The organism is Photobacterium nomapromontoriensis (assembly GCF_050336815.1).
In the GTDB taxonomy this organism is placed as follows: domain Bacteria; phylum Pseudomonadota; class Gammaproteobacteria; order Enterobacterales; family Vibrionaceae; genus Photobacterium; species Photobacterium nomapromontoriensis.
Window position 1 is genome coordinate 41407 of record NZ_JAKJSL010000051.1, and the last position, 17061, is coordinate 58467.

Below are 17061 nucleotides of genomic sequence, written 5' to 3' on the forward strand. Positions count from 1 at the left end.
TGTAATTAACAACCATAAATTTGATCATCATGTCGAAAATTAACCTATACACCTTAGATATAACAATTTATATCGTCTCAACTTAATTATATTGCAATTTCGATTATATTATCGGTATTGCTTTATCAAGTAATACAATAGGAAAATACATGTTTAAGAAAACCCTTTTAGTCACTTCATTGGCTATAACACTATCCGCTCAAGCATCCATAATTACCCGTGACAATGGTGCCCCGATTGGCGATAACCAAAACTCTATGACTGCCGGAGAAACAGGTAGTGTTCTACTTCAAGATGTGCATTTAATTCAAAAACTGCAGCGTTTTGCTCGTGAACGCATTCCTGAGCGTGTCGTTCATGCCCGTGGCACAGGTGTACATGGTGTATTCGTATCAAGTGGTGACTTCGGTGCCTTAACCATGGCTTCCCCTTTACAAAAAGCAGGCAAAGAAACACCGGTTTTTGTCCGATTCTCGACCGTTGTCCACGGTAAAGGATCACCAGAAACGCTGCGCGATCCACGCGGCTTCGCAACTAAGTTCTATTCAGATAGCGGAAACTGGGATCTGGTCGGTAATAACCTTCCGGTATTCTTCATCCGTGATGCTAAAAAATTCCCTGACATGGTACATGCATTCAAACCATCACCAGTGACCAATGTTCAAGATGCAAACCGCGTATTTGATTTCCTAAGTACGCAGCCTGGCGCAACACACATGCTGACACAGGTTTATTCAAACCTCGGGGTTCCTGCATCATACCGACAAATGGATGGGTTTGGTGTCCATTCCTACAAATTCGTGAATGAAAAAGGTGACGTTAACTATGTGAAGTTCCACTGGAAGAGCCATCAAGGTATCAAGAGCCTGCGCCCCCACGAAATCGCTAAAGTTCAGGGGATGGATTTTAATCACCTCACTAATGATCTTTATGGTGAAATAAAGAAAGGAAACTACCCGCAATGGGATCTCATGGTGAAAGTGCTAACACCAGCACAACTCAAGAAGCTTGATTACAATGGACTGGACGCCACTAAAATTTGGTTAGACGTACCAGAAAAGAAAGTCGGAACCATGACGCTTAACCGTGTTCCTGACAACTTCTTCCAAGAAACGGAGCAAGCCGCTTTTGCTCCTTCCAACGTGATTGCAGGTATCGAGCCATCAGAAGACCGCCTACTACAAGGACGGGTATTTGCGTACGCTGACACACAAATGTACCGCTTAGGCGCGAACCATTCACTATTACCGATTAATGCACCGAAAATCGGTAAGATAAACTATAACCAAGATGGTAGCGCTAACTACGGCAATACAACGTCTGATGTTAACTACCAGCCGAGCAATATGGTTAATTTGTCAGATGATACTCAATACAAAGCCACTTCAACAAAACTAATCGGCATGACACAACAAATGCCAATCAAAAATGAGCGTAATTTTTTCCAAGCGGGTGTGTTTTATAACACGCTTAGTGAGCAAGGTAAGAAAGATCTCATCACCAATCTATCGGGTGATCTGGGTAAAGTAGAGAACAAACACGTCCAAGCAACGATGTTAAGCTACTTCTATAAAGCTGATCGTGATTATGGTACTCGATTAACCAAAGCGGTTAATGGTGATATTAAACAAGTTAAACATTTAGCATCAAAACTGTAACGATAATAGCCAGCACATGTCTGTGTGCTGGCTTTAATGAGGCGATATGAAACATATAATCATCAGCATAATATTATGTTTAACGTCAATGGTATCACATGCAAATGATGAGCTTGTTAGCTACTTTTTTAGCGCGGCTCGAATTGGTGAAGTTGATGTTCTGGAAAAATACCTTGAAGCAGGTTTCCCGGTAAATATTACAAATAAACAAAGCTATACAGCATTAATGGTCGCAGCATACTCAGGCCAAGCGGCAGCCGTTGATACTCTTCTCAAGCACGGTGCGAATGCCTGCATCAAAGATAAACGAGGCAATACCGCAATAATGGGAGCCTTGATAAAAGCAGAACTAGGTATAGTAAAAACACTGTATAAAGAAGACTGCAATGTACATTCTACAAATAAAGCAGGACTCACATTAGCGCAGTTTGCTGAAATGTATGGAAAAGGCGATTTTATAAGACAACTTGAATGACAAATACTCATGTCACCTTAAAGGGTCAATAAATGTATGGTTTTGTCGATATGCTGAAAATTGTGAGCATTCACTTAGACTTATAAAATGATGACACCGCCACACCGCTCAGCCAAGACACCTTAGCCACTCTGTGGTAGTGTGGCATTATCGTGTCATACACTATGAATAGACCCTGCAGTGAAAACACCTTGTGTCGCGAAATGTAAAAACCATAACGGTATCTGTAGCGGATGCCATCGAACAATGAAAGAACTGAGTCAGTGGCCGGCGATGAGCGATGAACAGCAAGATGTGAAAATTGAAGAAATCCAAGGCATTCGTTCTACGCATATCTGTAGCCAATGTGGCAAACCCGCCTTCTGTGAGATAAGTGCCGGACACTCAACCTGCTGGTGTTTTGAGTTAGACAAACGTGATATTAGCGCCCTCAAGCCCGGAGCTTGTGTTTGTCGACAATGTTTAGAGAAATTACCTTTACTCTAGCACTGCATTCTAACGTTCTGCTGAGTGCTAATATTATATCCATACAAATACATTTAAGGTGATACAAATGAAGAGATGGCTTATTCTATTATCCGCTATTTCACTCTTTCTGGTTGGCTGTGATACCACGACCAAGCAGGTGTTAACGGTTGATAGCCTTCAGCATAGCTGGGTACTGACTAAAATTGATGGGAAGGACCTTGCTATCAGTGAACCTCGTATCATGACAGGAATGGCTATCGATGCTGACCTTAATGTGGCGGGGTTTGGCGGTTGTAACCGCTTTACGGGTCGCGCTGAAATTGCCGACGGAAACAAATTCCGTATTACTAGCATGGGCTCAACCAAAATGGCCTGTATTCAGGCTGAGCAAGCCACTGTTGAATCGATAATGACAACATCATTACAAGAGTGGAATAATGCATCACTGGAAAATAATGTTCTCACACTCACTTCTGAGCAACATGTTTTAACTTTCCAGCCAGAAGAAATTCTTGATGAAGGCGATCCGCTCTAAGCCATCAGTCACGCATCAATGTACCCAAAACAATCAACACGCAGCTTAGGCTGCGTGTTTGTTTTATGAAGGCTTCACGATGAAAATCACTAAAAACCAGGCTAAAACGCTAAATCAGGCAATAGCGCACTGGGAAAAAGAACAAACAATCAATGTAGACACGGCTAAGGCACTCCGTGATAGCTACACCATTATTGGTTTTGACTGGAAACTACTCGCTGTCTATTCCTTCTGGATTGCTATCACCTGTTTTATTATTTCTATCGGCGTTTTATTGGCCGACGACTATCTAATGACGCTACTCGCTAAACTGATTAATACACCGGCGAGTGTACTTACCGTCATCAGTGCATGCTTAGCACTACTGGCTTATTTCATCGGTTTTCGTCGTCGACAAAAGCACCCAGAAAAACAATTTAGCAACGAAGCAATTTACTTCTTTGGGGTGCTGTTTACCGCCGTATCGACAGGCTTTCTACGTGAAACACCATGGTTTGAAGGCGTTGATGTCTCTTTCTTTCTACTCATTTTAACCCTTGTCTATAGCATCGTGGGAATACGCCTTTCCAGTATGCTGATCTGGTTATTTGCCTTACTGAGCTTTGCTGGCTGGGGACTAGAATTTACCCGCTACATTGTAGAGCCTAGCGGTTACTTCCTCGGGTTAAATATGGCCTGGCGACTTGTCGTAATAGGTTTAATGGTGCTTACAAGTGCATGGTGGCTAAAAAATCCAAACAAAAAATATCAGCTACCAGCCATAAACCAAGAACAATACGATTATTTGTATGAACCTACCCGCTTCATGGGATTACTATACCTTCTTTCTGCACTATGGTTGATCTCCATTGTCGGTAACTACGATAATGCGGCCGACTGGTCAAAAGTATCGCAAATAGAGCTAATCCACTGGGCACTATTATCCGGTTTAATTTGTCTAGGGTTACTATTTTATGGCATTCGCAATGGCGATAAACTAGCCCGCAGCTTTGGTATCACATTCTTGCTGATCAACTTGTACACGCGTTTCTTTGAATACTTCTGGGATTCCATGCACAAAACCATTTTCTTTGCCTCGTTAGCCCTCAGTTTCTGGCTTATTGGTACACACGCAGAGAAGCTCTGGCAAATTAGCCACCATCAAGCTAAAGAATAAATCGCTAGCGTCCGAAAATAAGCGATACCGATTCCCCGCTATCCAAGCGGCGTATTTCAACGAAATCCAGCCGCTTGAGATAACGGGGAGAATATAATATTCATCTATCAATTCAATCGTTCACACCGATTAGACATTCATACCTAAATAGCATAAAGTGCCGCAAAATTATAAGGACTAACATCAGCTTAAGCTAAGGAATTTATGTTGAAAATGTTCAGTATGGCATCACTTACTATTGTTCAATCCCTTCGCGCCGTTTTTTCGATCATTATCCTCTCTATATTGGGGATAAGTGTGTACCTGTTTATTTCCATTTCAAATGTCAGAGATAACTTCAATTCAGTCGTCGATAATAATGTAAACCTTTTATCTACAATCTCAGATTTACGTTATTATACAGTAACTTACAGGAGATTTGCGCTCGACTATGGATTAACAGACAATAAAAACGAGCACCGGGCTATTTTAGCTAAAATTAATGATAACCAACGGCTGGTTGATACCACGCTGACCCAAATGCAGGCTATCGTTAATAGCCAAAGAATTCAAAATTTCGTCAATGACTACAGCAGCAGCATTGCGAAATATCGTACTATGCAAGAAAAATATGTACGACAAATAGATAATGGTCAATTAATCGAAGCTCGCGCGAATATGCTAGGGCCAATGCTGGCTCCTTTCGATCATACGGTGGGTTTATTAAGCCAGCTGCAAGGCAATTTAGTCAGCGAGTCACTTCACATTAAAGAGCTTGAATCCAATAAAATTACTTATTTGATCACTGTCTCCAGTGTTTTAATTTCCATTTTGATTTTAGCACTCTTTATTCTGAGCTACGTATTGAGACAAAAAATTCAACGACCAATGCTCGTGCTACTGACACAAATGAAAAATGTCGAACAAGGTGACTTAGGCACACGATTAGATTTCAATGTGTTTGGCCGAGATGAGATTGGCGATGCTGCTCAATCATTCGATAAAATGCAATTAAGCCTGATCACGCTAGTCAGCGATATCACCCACAGTGCGGGTGTTGTTCGTCGCATCAGCAGAGAACTCCATGATCAAGTTGAAATTACGACCGTAAACTCTGACCGTCAAAAAGTTGAAATGACCCAAGCCGTTGATGCGATGTCACAAATGCAAGTCGCATTGAATGAAGTGGCCGATAAAACCAATGACACCGCTGAGCAAGCTTGCCTTTCAACCAAAGAGTCTTCAGACAGTCGGTATATTGTCAGCAGCTCCATTGAAGAGAGTGAAGCGCTGTCCCAGATCATCACCCAAGCCTCAACAGTTATCAATGAACTACATGCTGACAGTGAGAATATTGGTAACGTCTCTGAGGTGATCAGCTCTATCGCCGACCAAACCAACTTATTAGCGCTAAATGCCGCCATTGAAGCCGCGCGCGCGGGACAGGCAGGCAGAGGGTTTGCCGTGGTCGCTGATGAAGTACGTAACCTTGCCCAAAAAACCCAAACCTCGATATCAGAGATCAACATGACTATCAGTGCGCTTCAAGCCAAAGCGTCACAAGCCAGTGATGTGATGAATGAAAGTCGACTAAAAATGCAATCCGGGCTCGAACAAACACAAAAAGCAGGGGATTCTATCGAAGCGATTTATCACGCATCTGAAAATATCTCGTCAATGATGACCATGGTTGCTGCTGCAACAGAAGAACAAACGGCGATGATTAACGATCTCCATACCAGTGTTGGCTCAATAGAACAGACATCAGAAACCTTAATGGAAAGTGCACACCATACACAAACGGCCAGTGAAACACTGATAACCGAAAGTGAGCGTCTAGCGTCATTAACCAGTAAATTTAAACTCTGATCCGTCCCTTCTCAGCGCATATCGATGCGAGTGATACTTCTCCATTTCATGGGATCACTCGCGTTTATTCGTGAACAACGGCTGATAACAGGGCTGCCATTAGGGTCTCAGGCTAATTACTGCTATCATCATGAAAAATGATGGAGAATAACAATGAAATCAAAGTTATTACTTGCTAGCGTGCTTGCTGCCACTACCTTACTTGCAGGTTGTTCTGATAATGAAGTCGGTGATGTTTCGTTAGGAATGTTCACCCTGAAAGACATCAAAATATCCTCACTTCAAGATGAAGAGGTCACCGGTGTGACTTGTCATATCGCCTCAATTGAAGCGAACTTAAGCCTTTCAGACCCAAGTGATAGTTCTATTTCTTGTCGACAGACCGGCGATATTACTCCTGAGATGATCGCGAAAATCGATAAGAGCGCATCGGGTGAAGTGGTGTTTAAGCAGTCAAAAAGCATCTTTTTCAAATCGATGAAAGTAAGACGGATCTTCGACCCGAAGAACCAAACCCTGCTCTACCTCTCTTACACCACAAAAGAAACCGAAGGCAGCTTCAAGCACAGCCTATCTACGGTACCGCTTTGGGGAACGAAAGCGTATCAAGCGCCACAAGTCGAACAATAAAAAAAAGAGCGATACATTAATCCGTATCGCTCTTTTTGCATCATCTACCTTCACACCATGGCGATGGTCACATCGGGTGACTCACCGTACTGACACGGGGTTTAGACTGGCGTTTTACTCGAACCATCAATCCCACCGCAATCACACCGTAAACCACCACCTGCAGCCATAGCTGTAACCATAAACCAAACACTTGGTCGAAACTGGCCCCCATCTGGTTCAACCGTAAGAATGCATTGATAGCTGGGGTAGAAGGAGCCAACTGGGCCAATGCATTAATCGGTGCGGGGATAGCTTCAACAGGCCAGATGAACCCTGCCGAAAACACCAACGGCAACGAACTCATCAGTACCACCACGGTGACCAGTTCTCGCCGAACGATCAACTGCCCGAGGATGATCCCAAGGAAAATCACACTGAGCAGAAACGGAACGGTAACCAACAATAAATCCGGTATCGACGCTAAACGGCTGATCTGATAAAAATTAAAACTAAAGCCCAAGTAGTACATCACCAGCGGAAAATAAATACCCGCAAACACAATACCTCTGACCAACAACACCTTCCATGCCGCATAGTGAAGCCAGTAACCGCTATTTCCAGCAAGTCGATACTCACTCTGCCCCGCGCCAAGCAATCCAACGCCAATCAATAATGTCTGGTGCAAGATCAGAATAAACACCGCGGGAACAACATAGTTCACATACCCCATCGTCGGGTTGAAAACCGGCTGGATGTTAACCTTGATAGGGGCATACTGCTCAGCCGCCAAAACGATATTGTCGCCTGACAATACCATTCGTGCCACTTTCACTTGCGCCCCCAGCGTGCCACCCGCGGTCGACAAGCCTTCAACTATTGTGCCGTAGACCAAAAAATATGCCGCATCACCAGCGTAAGCCAAGGTCGGGCTTTTCCCCAACAATACATCACGGTTAAAATTGGCTGGGATCACTAACATCCCTTGTACCTTACCCGCATTGATCATGGTTTTTGCACCCGCAATACTTTCCGCTTCCGCCACCACCTCTATCTGTGGCGTCGCATCAGCCATCCGTACCAATTGTCGACTAAGCTGCGTTTTATCCAGATTCACTACCACGATGTGCTGTTCTCGCGGCAGTTGGTGGGAATAAGGCATCGGGTAAAGGAACGAATAAATCAATACCCCGCCAAACACGGTGAACAGAATAGATGGATTAGTAAATATCGCCCGTAGTTCGAATTTAAACAGTGTTCGCCAACTCATAACGCAGCCTCCTGGCGACCAGCCAACTGCCTGATCCGCCATACAACAACCAAAAAGCTAATCGCAAACAAGAGTAAAGCGATCAGTTGTGGTGTTGCTTGCTGCCAACTCTGACCCTGATTGACTTGATAGACCTGCACTTCTAAATAATGTGAGACAGGCAAGATGGCACGCCACCATTGAGCAAGTATTGGCATATTGGTCGCGGGAAAGGTTATCCCGACAAAAGCAAAAGCAGGTGCGGTTAAGCCCGCCGCCAAACTCATCGCTTTAGTTGCATCAAGCGGTAGCAAATACAGCAAACAAGCGATCCCCTGACAAGCCACTACCATCAAGCATTGAGCAATTAACAATATGCTCCAGTGACCATGCATCGGCCACCCTAACAGCCCATATAGAGCCAGCAGGAACAGCATGCCCTGCCCCACAAAAAGCACAGTATAAGGAAGTAGTTTAGCCAGCAGATTTCGTACCGGTTGGTGGTTCAGCCAACGGGACATTCCGCCACCCCGCTGCTCGGCAGCTAACGCCATAATCGTGGTAACAACGATGGCAATCTGCCAGATCGCCGGGATCAGCGCAGATACCAGAAACTGGCCATAATCACTGTTGCTGTTATACAACGGCGTAACTTGAGACTGCAACGGAACGGCTTGCCCTAATGCCTGCCGAGGAACAACATCTCCCGATACCATGTATTTTAAAGTATCGATCTGCGCGTTCAACGTGCCTTGAGCTTGTGCAACAGCCGAGTGGACCAATTTGCCAATCAAAATAAACTGACTGTTATAGAACGTCGTTACCGTCGGAGCCATACCCAGTAAGGTATGAGATTCTAAATCCGAGGGGATCACCAGCAGGGCATAGATATCACCACCCCGTAATGCATGGCTCCCCGCATCAATAGATGGAAAAGCCGCCGTAACAGATAGCACCGGGCTGGCATCATATTGACGGATCAACTGTCTGGACAGCTTACTGTGGTCAAGATCAACGACACCAATCGGTAAATCCCGAGCAATCCCAACCGAGAATATCCCCCACATCAATATAAACAGTGATAATGGCAGCCAAGACACCATGGCACCGAGCCAGCCATCTTTGCGGATCAGCCGCCACTCTCGCAGTAGCTGTTGAGTAAAGCTACTGACTTTACCCGTGGTCGTAGGTTGATAAGATATCATGCGTGATTACTCTACAATCACACTCATACCCACACGTAACCCGTCAATCGGGGTTACCGGACGCGCTTCAACCTCAAAAGTACGCATATCAAAACCCTGAGCAGGATCAGTGGTTCGCCACGTTGCAAAATCACCTAATACCGCAACATGGGTGACTTTAAAGGTATGAGGGCCATCAGCCAGTGCTGGAATAACGGCCTCAAACGTTGCACCCATTGGGTAGTTTTTCAGGTTATCTTCTCGCACATTAAACACCGCCCAGGCATCATTAATGTCGACCACACTCACAACCGGGAAGCCTTGTGGAGCCAGCTCACCTTGGTGCAGGAGAATTTGAGTTACTTCACCATCAAACCAACTGGTGACCTGAGTATCGGCAGCATACGCTTCCACTTCGGCAACCGCCCCAGCCGCCATACGTACTTTATCAAATGCAGCCCGCTTGGTTTCTTCACGCGCGCCTTCTTGCGCCATCGTAAACATCTGAAAAGCGGCTTGTTCGGTAAAATGTGATGCCTGCCACTGCGTATATGCCTCATCGCGTTTCTGCTCGGAAAGTACGCCGTCTTTATACAGGTTATCAAGTCGCTTATAGGTTTTTGCCATCAAGGCAGCGGCCACTTTGGCTTTTTGCCATTGGTCTTTCGCCGCCGCGATCTCCTGATGGCGCGCCCCTTTCTCGGCCTGTTCAGCCAGAGCCCCCGCAGCGGCTTCTCCCGCTTTGGCCTGCTCTAACTTGGCATCAATTTCTGGACTTAGTAGCGTAAAAATGAGCTCCCCTTGCGTGACTTGATCGCCTTTACGCACTAATACTTGCTCAATACGCCCTGGCACTTTCGAGGATATATTATATTGCTGAGCGTCAATCTGCCCTTGCATACGAACCGGCTCAGGCTGATAAGCCAGCCAAAAGTTATAGCCAAGCCACCCTACTAGCGCAGCAACTGGTACAACAGCAGCCATTACTGCTGCACTCGACTTCAACTTACTCATGACTGAACCTCTATACCTTGGTATTGCTGATACTGATTAAAACTGTTGATTTCACCGCTCACCGCGAGCAAACGCGTCAGAGAAATCACATACTGATACGCGGCGGCAGCACGTTGGGTTTTCACGCTGGCAAGAAATAACTCGGCATCAACCACATCTAATGACGTTGATAAACCTTGGCGAAAGGCTTTCTCACGCAAGAACACATTTTCTTTCGCTAATGACAGGCTTGATGCCAGACCGTTATATTCCTCCAGTGACTGCATTGCTTCACGGTAGGTTTTCTCGACCAGTACGGTAAGATCCTGCTCAGCCTGCGCACGCAGGTAATCCACCTGCTTCACAGCACTGTGTGCGGCTTTAACTTTCCCCGAGCGACCCGAATTATCCAGTAGCGGGATATTCACCCCCACGCCCACAGCCCAGTCCGGAGCGGTTTTAGCGGCAAGGGTGTCGTCTTCATGCAAACTGTAATTACCGTACAGGAAAACTTCTGGGTAATACTTGCCTTTTTCCACGTCGATCAGGCCATTAGCTTGTTGCCTCTTGGCATCAAGAATGTGCAGACCCGGGTAATCCACCAGCGTTTTTTCGACAAACGCCGACATGGGAGGTAAAGAGGTATTGATAAACAACTGAGTAGAAGGGACGGCAGGTGTATCTAACTTAAGTAGTTGAGTCAGCGCAACTTGAGCAATTTCCATATCACGCTGAGCTTTTTGTCTTTCGACCCGAGCCTTATCATAAGAAGCTTGTGCCTGTAATCGCTCAACTTTGGCAATCTGGCCTTGTTGTTCAAGCTTCTTAGCGTGCTCAAAATGTTTCTTCAGTCCCTGCTCAACCTCAATCCGGGTATTCAATACCTGCTGAGTCATGGCGACACCAAAATAGAATTTGGATAAGTCTTCAAATGTCGCCTGCTGCTTCATTGTCATTAAATACTGCGCTTCCGCCGTTTTTCCTTTAGCAATATCTTGAGCTGCGTTGATCCTACCGCCTGTAAAAATAGGCCAGACTGCGCGAATCGAACTGGTAAAAACATCACGATCAGTCAACTGGGAAGTAAAAAGTTTATCGATATTAGAGGTACTGATACCTAATGACTGCGCCAATCGGCCAATCGTATCACCCGCAGGCATGCTCTCAATAAGATCAGAAGGTTTGATCTCAACGGGTTTATCTAGCCGAGTATATTTGGCCGTGGCGGTAATTTTCGGTAAGTAGAGATCGCGCGCAGCTTCTTGCATATAACGAGAACGATCAACATTGGCACGCTCAGCGGCCAGACCATCATTACCAGTCACAACCACTTGCCAAGCATCGGTAAAACTGACCGGATGTTGCCTCTCAGCTTGGGCCTCATGGGGGGGACTCATGGCTGGCTCAACGGCAGCTTGAGCAACTACCGGGCCTAACATCACGGCGCTGTACATTAATACCGCTAATGGCTTCATCTTCATTTTTGACCCTTTAAGCCTTTCATTTTGCCTAGGTGTACCAATTTTAGAGTGTTAACTCTAAAACTCAACACGCAGAGAAGAATTAAGACAATTTAATACGTGATGACCTGTTTAACGACAGATCTGCCACACTTAAGACTCATCCAACTGACACTCGACGGCTGCTATGGACTCTGAGTTAGCCCCACTGATCTTCGAGCTGTGTGCCATTATCATCAGTGCCGCCATACTCGGCACCCTATTTCTCTATGCCTGCCAGCCTATCATCCTGGCCTATATCGCAGCAGGCATGCTTATCGGCCCGCATGGCTTCAATCTCATTACCAGTGCAGAAAACATCACCCAAATCGGTAATATTGGCGTGATATTGCTCCTGTTTTTGATCGGGCTGAACCTACAACCGAAAAAACTTCTCAGCTTATTTCAAGAAAGTGCCATCGTCACGCTAACCACCTGTGCCTTTTTCTTCTCCATCACCTTGCTGTTTTGTCTGGCTATCCAATTTTCTATTTTGGATGCCAGCCTCATTGCTGCCTCTTTGATGTTTTCCAGTACGGTAATTGGTCTGAAGTTAATCCCGACAACAACGCTTCATCACAAAAGAATGGGCGAGATGATCACCAGTATTTTGCTAATTCAAGACATGCTCGCAATCAGTGTGATCATTTTTATCAACATGGGTGACGGCGATATTATGCTACTCAGTTTTTTAATCATGCTCGGTAAGTTTGCCGCTGTCTGCGCCTTAGCGTTTGCTGGCGTGCGTTATCTTATTCTGCCGCTATTTACCCGGTTTGATGTCATACAAGAATACACCTTTGTGACCACCTTGGCGTGGTGTTTTCTCTGGGCAGAACTCAGTCATCAAGTGGGGTTATCCTATGAAAGCGGCGCCTTCATTGCCGGCATTTCCATCGCTGTCAGCCGGGTATCACAAGCGATTTCAGTCCACCTTAAACCGTTACGGGAATTCTTTTTGATCCTGTTTTTCTTCGCTATCGGGGCAAGGATGGATCTTAGCCAAGCCAATCTCTACAGCTTATTGGGGTTATTGTTCGGCGGGGTATTAGTTATCGTCAAATTCTGGGGATTTTCGCTTACGCTCAAGTTAGCCAAAGAGCCCCCTGTTATGCGCAAAGAGCTTAGCGCCCGATTAAGCCAAGCCAGCGAATTTTCTTTTTTAGTTGCCTATGCGGCAATGCAAACCGGATTATTATCAATGCAAGCCGCACTGTTCATTCAGGTGGCGACCATGACCACCTTCATTATTTCAACCTATTGGGTGGTTAGACGCTTTCCCACACCAATCTCGCCGGTCAACAAACTCCGTCAAGACTGAGGTTATTCAGTTGGCTGAGCAAATGGATAACGATATGTGAGCGTTATCATGTCCGAGTCAACCTGAAATATCACCTGCCGTTCATCACCCAAACCATCTTGCGACTGACCACTAGCCAACCAGGCTTCAACATCGGCGATCCCTTTACGGTACGCGTTCTGGAAAGTCCGGTTATCCATTAACCAGTACTCCCGTTGCGCGGTAAAATCTGATTGATTGGCTAATGCAAACATCTGCTGATCCAATGTTTGACTGTCCAGCACCTGCAAGCCCGCCAATACATCGAGCTTTTCATCATGAACTTTGAGATAAACAAAGGAATAACCATCACGCCGCAAGCCATTCAACACAGTATTATAATTGGACAAGGTAAGTGGTATTTGCCACTGCACTTCAGCCACATGTTGATTATCAAAACGGATCACCAACAGTTCGGCATCAAGGCCAAATAGACGTTGCTTATCCAAACAATAGGTTAATTGTTCATCAAACATCGCAGAGCAATCAAACGCAGTCGGCAGCGAGGCGACAGACGCCACCGTATCGCCTAATTCAATGTCTGGTGTTAATGGCTTTGCCTGAGCACTACCTTGCGCCATGAGAAAAGCCATGCCTGTGACGATCCTCAACTTCATTCGATCTGCCATTCGCCACCGCCAGCCTTGTCGCAATAACATCTGTCGCCTCTCTGATTTGCTATACCTTCACTATTTTACCCTGAATCATGCACCTTGAGTTAACTGGGATACACATATAAAAAAAGCTGCAATCCTCAGCCAAGAGAAATTGCAGCCACTACAATCAGTGTAGTTAAAATAGGGAGGAGGATTCAGTTCCTCCCTGGCAGTATATGACGCGGTTAGATCACACGGGTTACATGGACCAAATATAGTAGATCTGGGATTTCATACGAATAATGATGCCTCGGATCACATCCAGAAACTGCATAAAACTAATCGGCTTCTCAGCACTGATCCATGCCAGCCCCACCGATCCCACTGGAATGTCGTACCCTGCAGATTCATCCAGCTTAAGTCGGACAAAGTGGTGTTTATTCATCGCATTAAGCCCTGTGGTCTGACGGACATTCGCATCTTTTGCCAGCAAGCTGCCCTGAGCTTCACCCGTTGCCTCAATGATCCCTTCCACCTGCGCATTGAAAATCTTTCCGGGATAAACCGCCGAGGTGAATTCCGCGCGCTGGCCTACTTTTACGTTACGAATCGCTTGGTGATTCACCCGCATCAAGACATACTTTTCATTGGTATACATCTGAATACGCGGAAGTATTCCAACATACTGTCCTTCTCGGGTAATGAAATTCGTCAGATACCCATCAGCTGGGGCATACACTTTAGTGTTATCCAAGTTCCACTGGGCTTGAGCCACATTTTCCTGCTCTCTCAGCACATCAACTTGACGGCTGTTTACCAACAGTTTCGCCTTCTCAAAGCCTAACTGAGCCCGATCTGCCGCCAGCTTGGATTTCTCCAGCTTGGACTGTAATGTCACTAACTGAGCTTTCGCGACCTCAACCGCAGTGCGCTGCTCATCCAATTGCGTTTCGGTGATGGTGTGGTTCACCGCCTTGTTTTGATCAACATAGCGCTTTAATGTGGTTTGCTTCCATTGCAGATCTTCTTTTGCCGCTACCAGCTGATTATTCGCGATATCAATATCTTTCAACGCAGCATGTGAATCTTCGTTAGCAATACGCACATCTTCCTTGGCGATTGATAATCCAACCTCAGCCGCATTCAACGTCGCCTTAGCTTTGTTCAAGGCAATTTGATAGGGCTTGTCATCCAAGCTGTAAATTAGCTGTCCTTTACTCACCGCTTCATTGGGGTGAACAAAAATGTCGGTGACATTGCCTTTGATCTGTGCCGAACCGGGTCTCAGCTGAATATGGGGAGACTGCACCACTGAGCCACCCGACATATCCATCGGTGCATAAGTGATTAAGCCAACCCAAACAAATAATAACCAGCCCCCCCCCCCTAGGTAGGCAAACGCTTTGGTGGCTTTATTCCACGGCATCCCTACCATGCGTAATAAATAGATAAACAGTGCCCATACCGCTAACCCCTCAAGCATTTTCGATCTCCTTCTTGCTGATCGCTGGCACCGTATTCACTTGCGTTTCAGAGACATTGTTCTGCGGTGAAGATGACGCATCATCCCCCTTCCAGATATCACGAATACGGCGTAACGCTTGCTCTCCATCAACAAAGGCAATAAACACCGCCAGCACCCATACCCAATGCCAGATAAAACCGATCCAAGTCAGGGCAGTGATCAATCCCAGCTGGTGATGTTCTTTGGTGTGTGCTTTCTGAATCGGGAGTTCATGGATCCGCCAGAACCCGTAGCCTGCAGCGGCTATCGTTCCTATCAACACCACAGCGGCAACAATATGCAGCGCAGTATCAACCCCAGTATCGACAAATGGCATACTGACCAGACTCATTCACTTGCTCCACTTCTACTCAAAATAATAATTGAACTAACATGTAATTTTTATGTGGTCAGTTTGCCTAAAAAAGTGATCTACGCACTATTAGTGGTTCGATTTAATTAAAACAGTGCTAATATTTGAATCAATCTGACCACACCAGTCATGTCATACGTAAAAATTGAGCCACTATGCCTTTACCTAAAACCTTGTTTGACGTCTCTTTTATTCGATCAATTTTGATCCGTCCTGTGATTCGAGCTCTGGAAAAACACTATGGCATTACCCCTAGCCAGCTGCAGCTACCCGACAAATTGCTTACCGAATCCATGTCGCTGCTCCCCTTTATGGACGTAAACCAATGGCTAGAAGACATTGAAACGTGGGTTGATGATCCGGCTTATATGGCTAAACTTGCCCCCGATCTAACCTTCACGCAGGTAGATATGTTAGGTAATTGGTTACTCTCTACCCCGGATCTCGCCTTGGCTTTTCGCCGAATTAACTATGGGACATCTTGCCTACAATCAGGCGCCAGTTTTCATGGGGAAATATCAGGAAAAATCATCAAATGGTGTTATGACAACCATTTTTCTCATGGTAGAGGGAGGCTTCATGACAGCCTGAGAATGGCGTGTATGCTGACCAATACGCTGAAATACTTCATGGGGGAAAACTATACGCCACTGCATGTTGAAATCAGCGGACCGCGCTGTGGAAATGGTGAACTTGAGGCCTTTTTCGGTTGTGATGTACGCTGGAATGCTCCGCGCACCAAAGTCTGGCTTGATTTGTCTATTTTAGAGCATGGCAACAAACAGCCCTGCCAATATAACCGGCCTATGATGCTATCTAACCTAGAAATGGATGAATTTCTCAATATGCCGCAGCCTCATGATACGGCCAAGGTGCTCTACGAACTTATCAACTACTCTCGGTATTATGGCTACCCGACTGTCGATTTTCTTGCTAGTCGATTGAATCTCTCCCGCCAGCAATTTCAGCGCAGATTGCACAACTTTGGTTGGAACTTTACCGCCATCACAAGCTATGTATTGTGTAATCAAGCAATTAAATATATGCAGGCAGATCTGCCGATAAAAGAGATTGCACAAGCACTCGGCTACACCAGCACCCAAAGCTTTAGTAAGGCCTTTCAGCGCCAGCGTGGCCAAACCCCCACCCTGTATAAAGAGAAGCTGCTTGAGCGCTGCCAATTCTAATCCCCCCAAGGACACTGGAAGATGAATAAGCAAGGGGAATAACAGTAATAAGTAATAAGTAATAAGTAATAAGTAATAAGTACACAAACACATCGAGTAGGGTGAGGCGTCGCCGCCTCATCCCTCTCACAGAACCGTACGTACGGACCTCGTATACGGCTCATGTACATTTCCATTCAGCGTAAGTGCTGAACACATGCCCTGTCACAACATGTTCAATATTGACTAAACCAAGTTCATTGAACCATTGATTTGTCATAGCGTAGCTCGATAACGGACTCGCAGAGCTTCTCCAGCCTGTCATTCGTATGTGACTAAACGGCGGTTTATATCCTCGCTGTTTCAATTCTCGATGAAGCTTACTTGGCTTCTTCCAGAGCTTGAGTTG

Annotated in this window: 16 protein-coding genes and 1 pseudogene; 9 read left to right on the top strand and 8 right to left on the bottom strand. The window is 45.6% G+C overall.

Annotated elements, in window-relative coordinates:
- The first annotated feature begins 149 nt into the window (after positions 1-149).
- The 7 genes from L4D12_RS20985 to L4D12_RS21015 all read left to right on the top strand — a co-directional run bounded on the left by L4D12_RS20985 (position 150) and on the right by L4D12_RS21015 (position 6770).
- On the top strand, positions 150-1658 hold the full coding sequence (locus tag L4D12_RS20985) for a catalase (RefSeq protein WP_428449788.1): 1509 nt from the start codon (positions 150-152) through the stop codon (positions 1656-1658).
- 46 nt (positions 1659-1704) lie between these two features.
- Positions 1705-2133 carry an ankyrin repeat domain-containing protein gene (locus L4D12_RS20990; RefSeq protein WP_428449789.1) on the top strand — a complete coding sequence of 143 codons (429 nt, stop codon included), beginning with the start codon at positions 1705-1707 and terminating at the stop codon, positions 2131-2133.
- 180 nt (positions 2134-2313) lie between these two features.
- A complete protein-coding gene (locus tag L4D12_RS20995; protein ID WP_428449790.1) occupies positions 2314-2619 on the top strand; it encodes a cysteine-rich CWC family protein in 306 nt (101 codons plus the stop codon).
- 67 nt (positions 2620-2686) lie between these two features.
- On the top strand, positions 2687-3136 hold the full coding sequence (locus L4D12_RS21000) for an META domain-containing protein (RefSeq protein ID WP_428449791.1): 450 nt from the start codon (positions 2687-2689) through the stop codon (positions 3134-3136).
- A gap of 79 nt (positions 3137-3215) precedes the next feature.
- The gene (locus L4D12_RS21005) at positions 3216-4292 is read left to right on the top strand and encodes a hypothetical protein (protein ID WP_428449792.1); all 1077 of its coding nucleotides are present in this window, start codon (positions 3216-3218) and stop codon (positions 4290-4292) included.
- A 204-nt stretch (positions 4293-4496) separates the two neighbouring features.
- Positions 4497-6140 (top strand): methyl-accepting chemotaxis protein, encoded by a 1644-nt coding sequence (locus tag L4D12_RS21010; protein ID WP_428449793.1) that lies wholly within the window; start codon positions 4497-4499, stop codon positions 6138-6140.
- Between the two features lie 153 nt (positions 6141-6293).
- Positions 6294-6770 (top strand): CreA family protein, encoded by a 477-nt coding sequence (locus tag L4D12_RS21015; protein ID WP_428449794.1) that lies wholly within the window; start codon positions 6294-6296, stop codon positions 6768-6770.
- A 67-nt stretch (positions 6771-6837) separates the two neighbouring features.
- On the opposite strand, the gene L4D12_RS21020 is transcribed toward L4D12_RS21015, so the two are convergent.
- Genes L4D12_RS21020 through L4D12_RS21035 form a run of 4 tightly spaced genes read right to left on the bottom strand, consistent with a single transcriptional unit; the run spans position 6838 to position 11656 of the window.
- Complete coding sequence (locus L4D12_RS21020) at positions 6838-8019, bottom strand: ABC transporter permease (RefSeq protein WP_428449795.1); 1182 nt, start codon at positions 8017-8019, stop codon at positions 6838-6840.
- A complete protein-coding gene (locus tag L4D12_RS21025; protein ID WP_428449796.1) occupies positions 8016-9203 on the bottom strand; it encodes an ABC transporter permease in 1188 nt (395 codons plus the stop codon). Before L4D12_RS21025 ends, L4D12_RS21020 begins: the two co-directional genes overlap by 4 nt.
- A gap of 6 nt (positions 9204-9209) precedes the next feature.
- The gene (locus tag L4D12_RS21030; RefSeq protein WP_428449797.1) at positions 9210-10196 is read right to left on the bottom strand and encodes an HlyD family secretion protein; all 987 of its coding nucleotides are present in this window, start codon (positions 10194-10196) and stop codon (positions 9210-9212) included.
- Complete coding sequence (locus L4D12_RS21035; protein ID WP_428449798.1) at positions 10193-11656, bottom strand: TolC family protein; 1464 nt, start codon at positions 11654-11656, stop codon at positions 10193-10195. Before L4D12_RS21035 ends, L4D12_RS21030 begins: the two co-directional genes overlap by 4 nt.
- A gap of 166 nt (positions 11657-11822) precedes the next feature.
- On the opposite strand from L4D12_RS21035, the gene L4D12_RS21040 reads away from it, so the two are divergent.
- A complete protein-coding gene (locus L4D12_RS21040) occupies positions 11823-12995 on the top strand; it encodes a cation:proton antiporter domain-containing protein (protein ID WP_428449799.1) in 1173 nt (390 codons plus the stop codon).
- A 2-nt stretch (positions 12996-12997) separates the two neighbouring features.
- Here L4D12_RS21040 and L4D12_RS21045 read toward each other — a convergent pair whose 3' ends face one another.
- The 3 genes from L4D12_RS21045 to L4D12_RS21055 all read right to left on the bottom strand — a co-directional run bounded on the left by L4D12_RS21045 (position 12998) and on the right by L4D12_RS21055 (position 15465).
- Positions 12998-13642, bottom strand: coding sequence for a hypothetical protein (locus tag L4D12_RS21045; RefSeq protein WP_428449800.1), 645 nt, complete (start codon positions 13640-13642; stop codon positions 12998-13000).
- Between the two features lie 226 nt (positions 13643-13868).
- On the bottom strand, positions 13869-15092 hold the full coding sequence (locus tag L4D12_RS21050) for an HlyD family secretion protein (protein WP_428449801.1): 1224 nt from the start codon (positions 15090-15092) through the stop codon (positions 13869-13871).
- Positions 15085-15465 (bottom strand): MFS transporter, encoded by a 381-nt coding sequence (locus L4D12_RS21055; RefSeq protein WP_428449802.1) that lies wholly within the window; start codon positions 15463-15465, stop codon positions 15085-15087. Before L4D12_RS21055 ends, L4D12_RS21050 begins: the two co-directional genes overlap by 8 nt.
- A gap of 176 nt (positions 15466-15641) precedes the next feature.
- Between L4D12_RS21055 and L4D12_RS21060 the strand changes: the two genes are divergently transcribed.
- Positions 15642-16673 (top strand): AraC family transcriptional regulator, encoded by a 1032-nt coding sequence (locus L4D12_RS21060; protein WP_428449803.1) that lies wholly within the window; start codon positions 15642-15644, stop codon positions 16671-16673.
- 160 nt (positions 16674-16833) lie between these two features.
- On the opposite strand, the pseudogene L4D12_RS21065 reads toward L4D12_RS21060, so the two are convergent.
- Positions 16834-17061: pseudogene (locus L4D12_RS21065) on the bottom strand (group II intron reverse transcriptase/maturase); the annotation flags it as partial.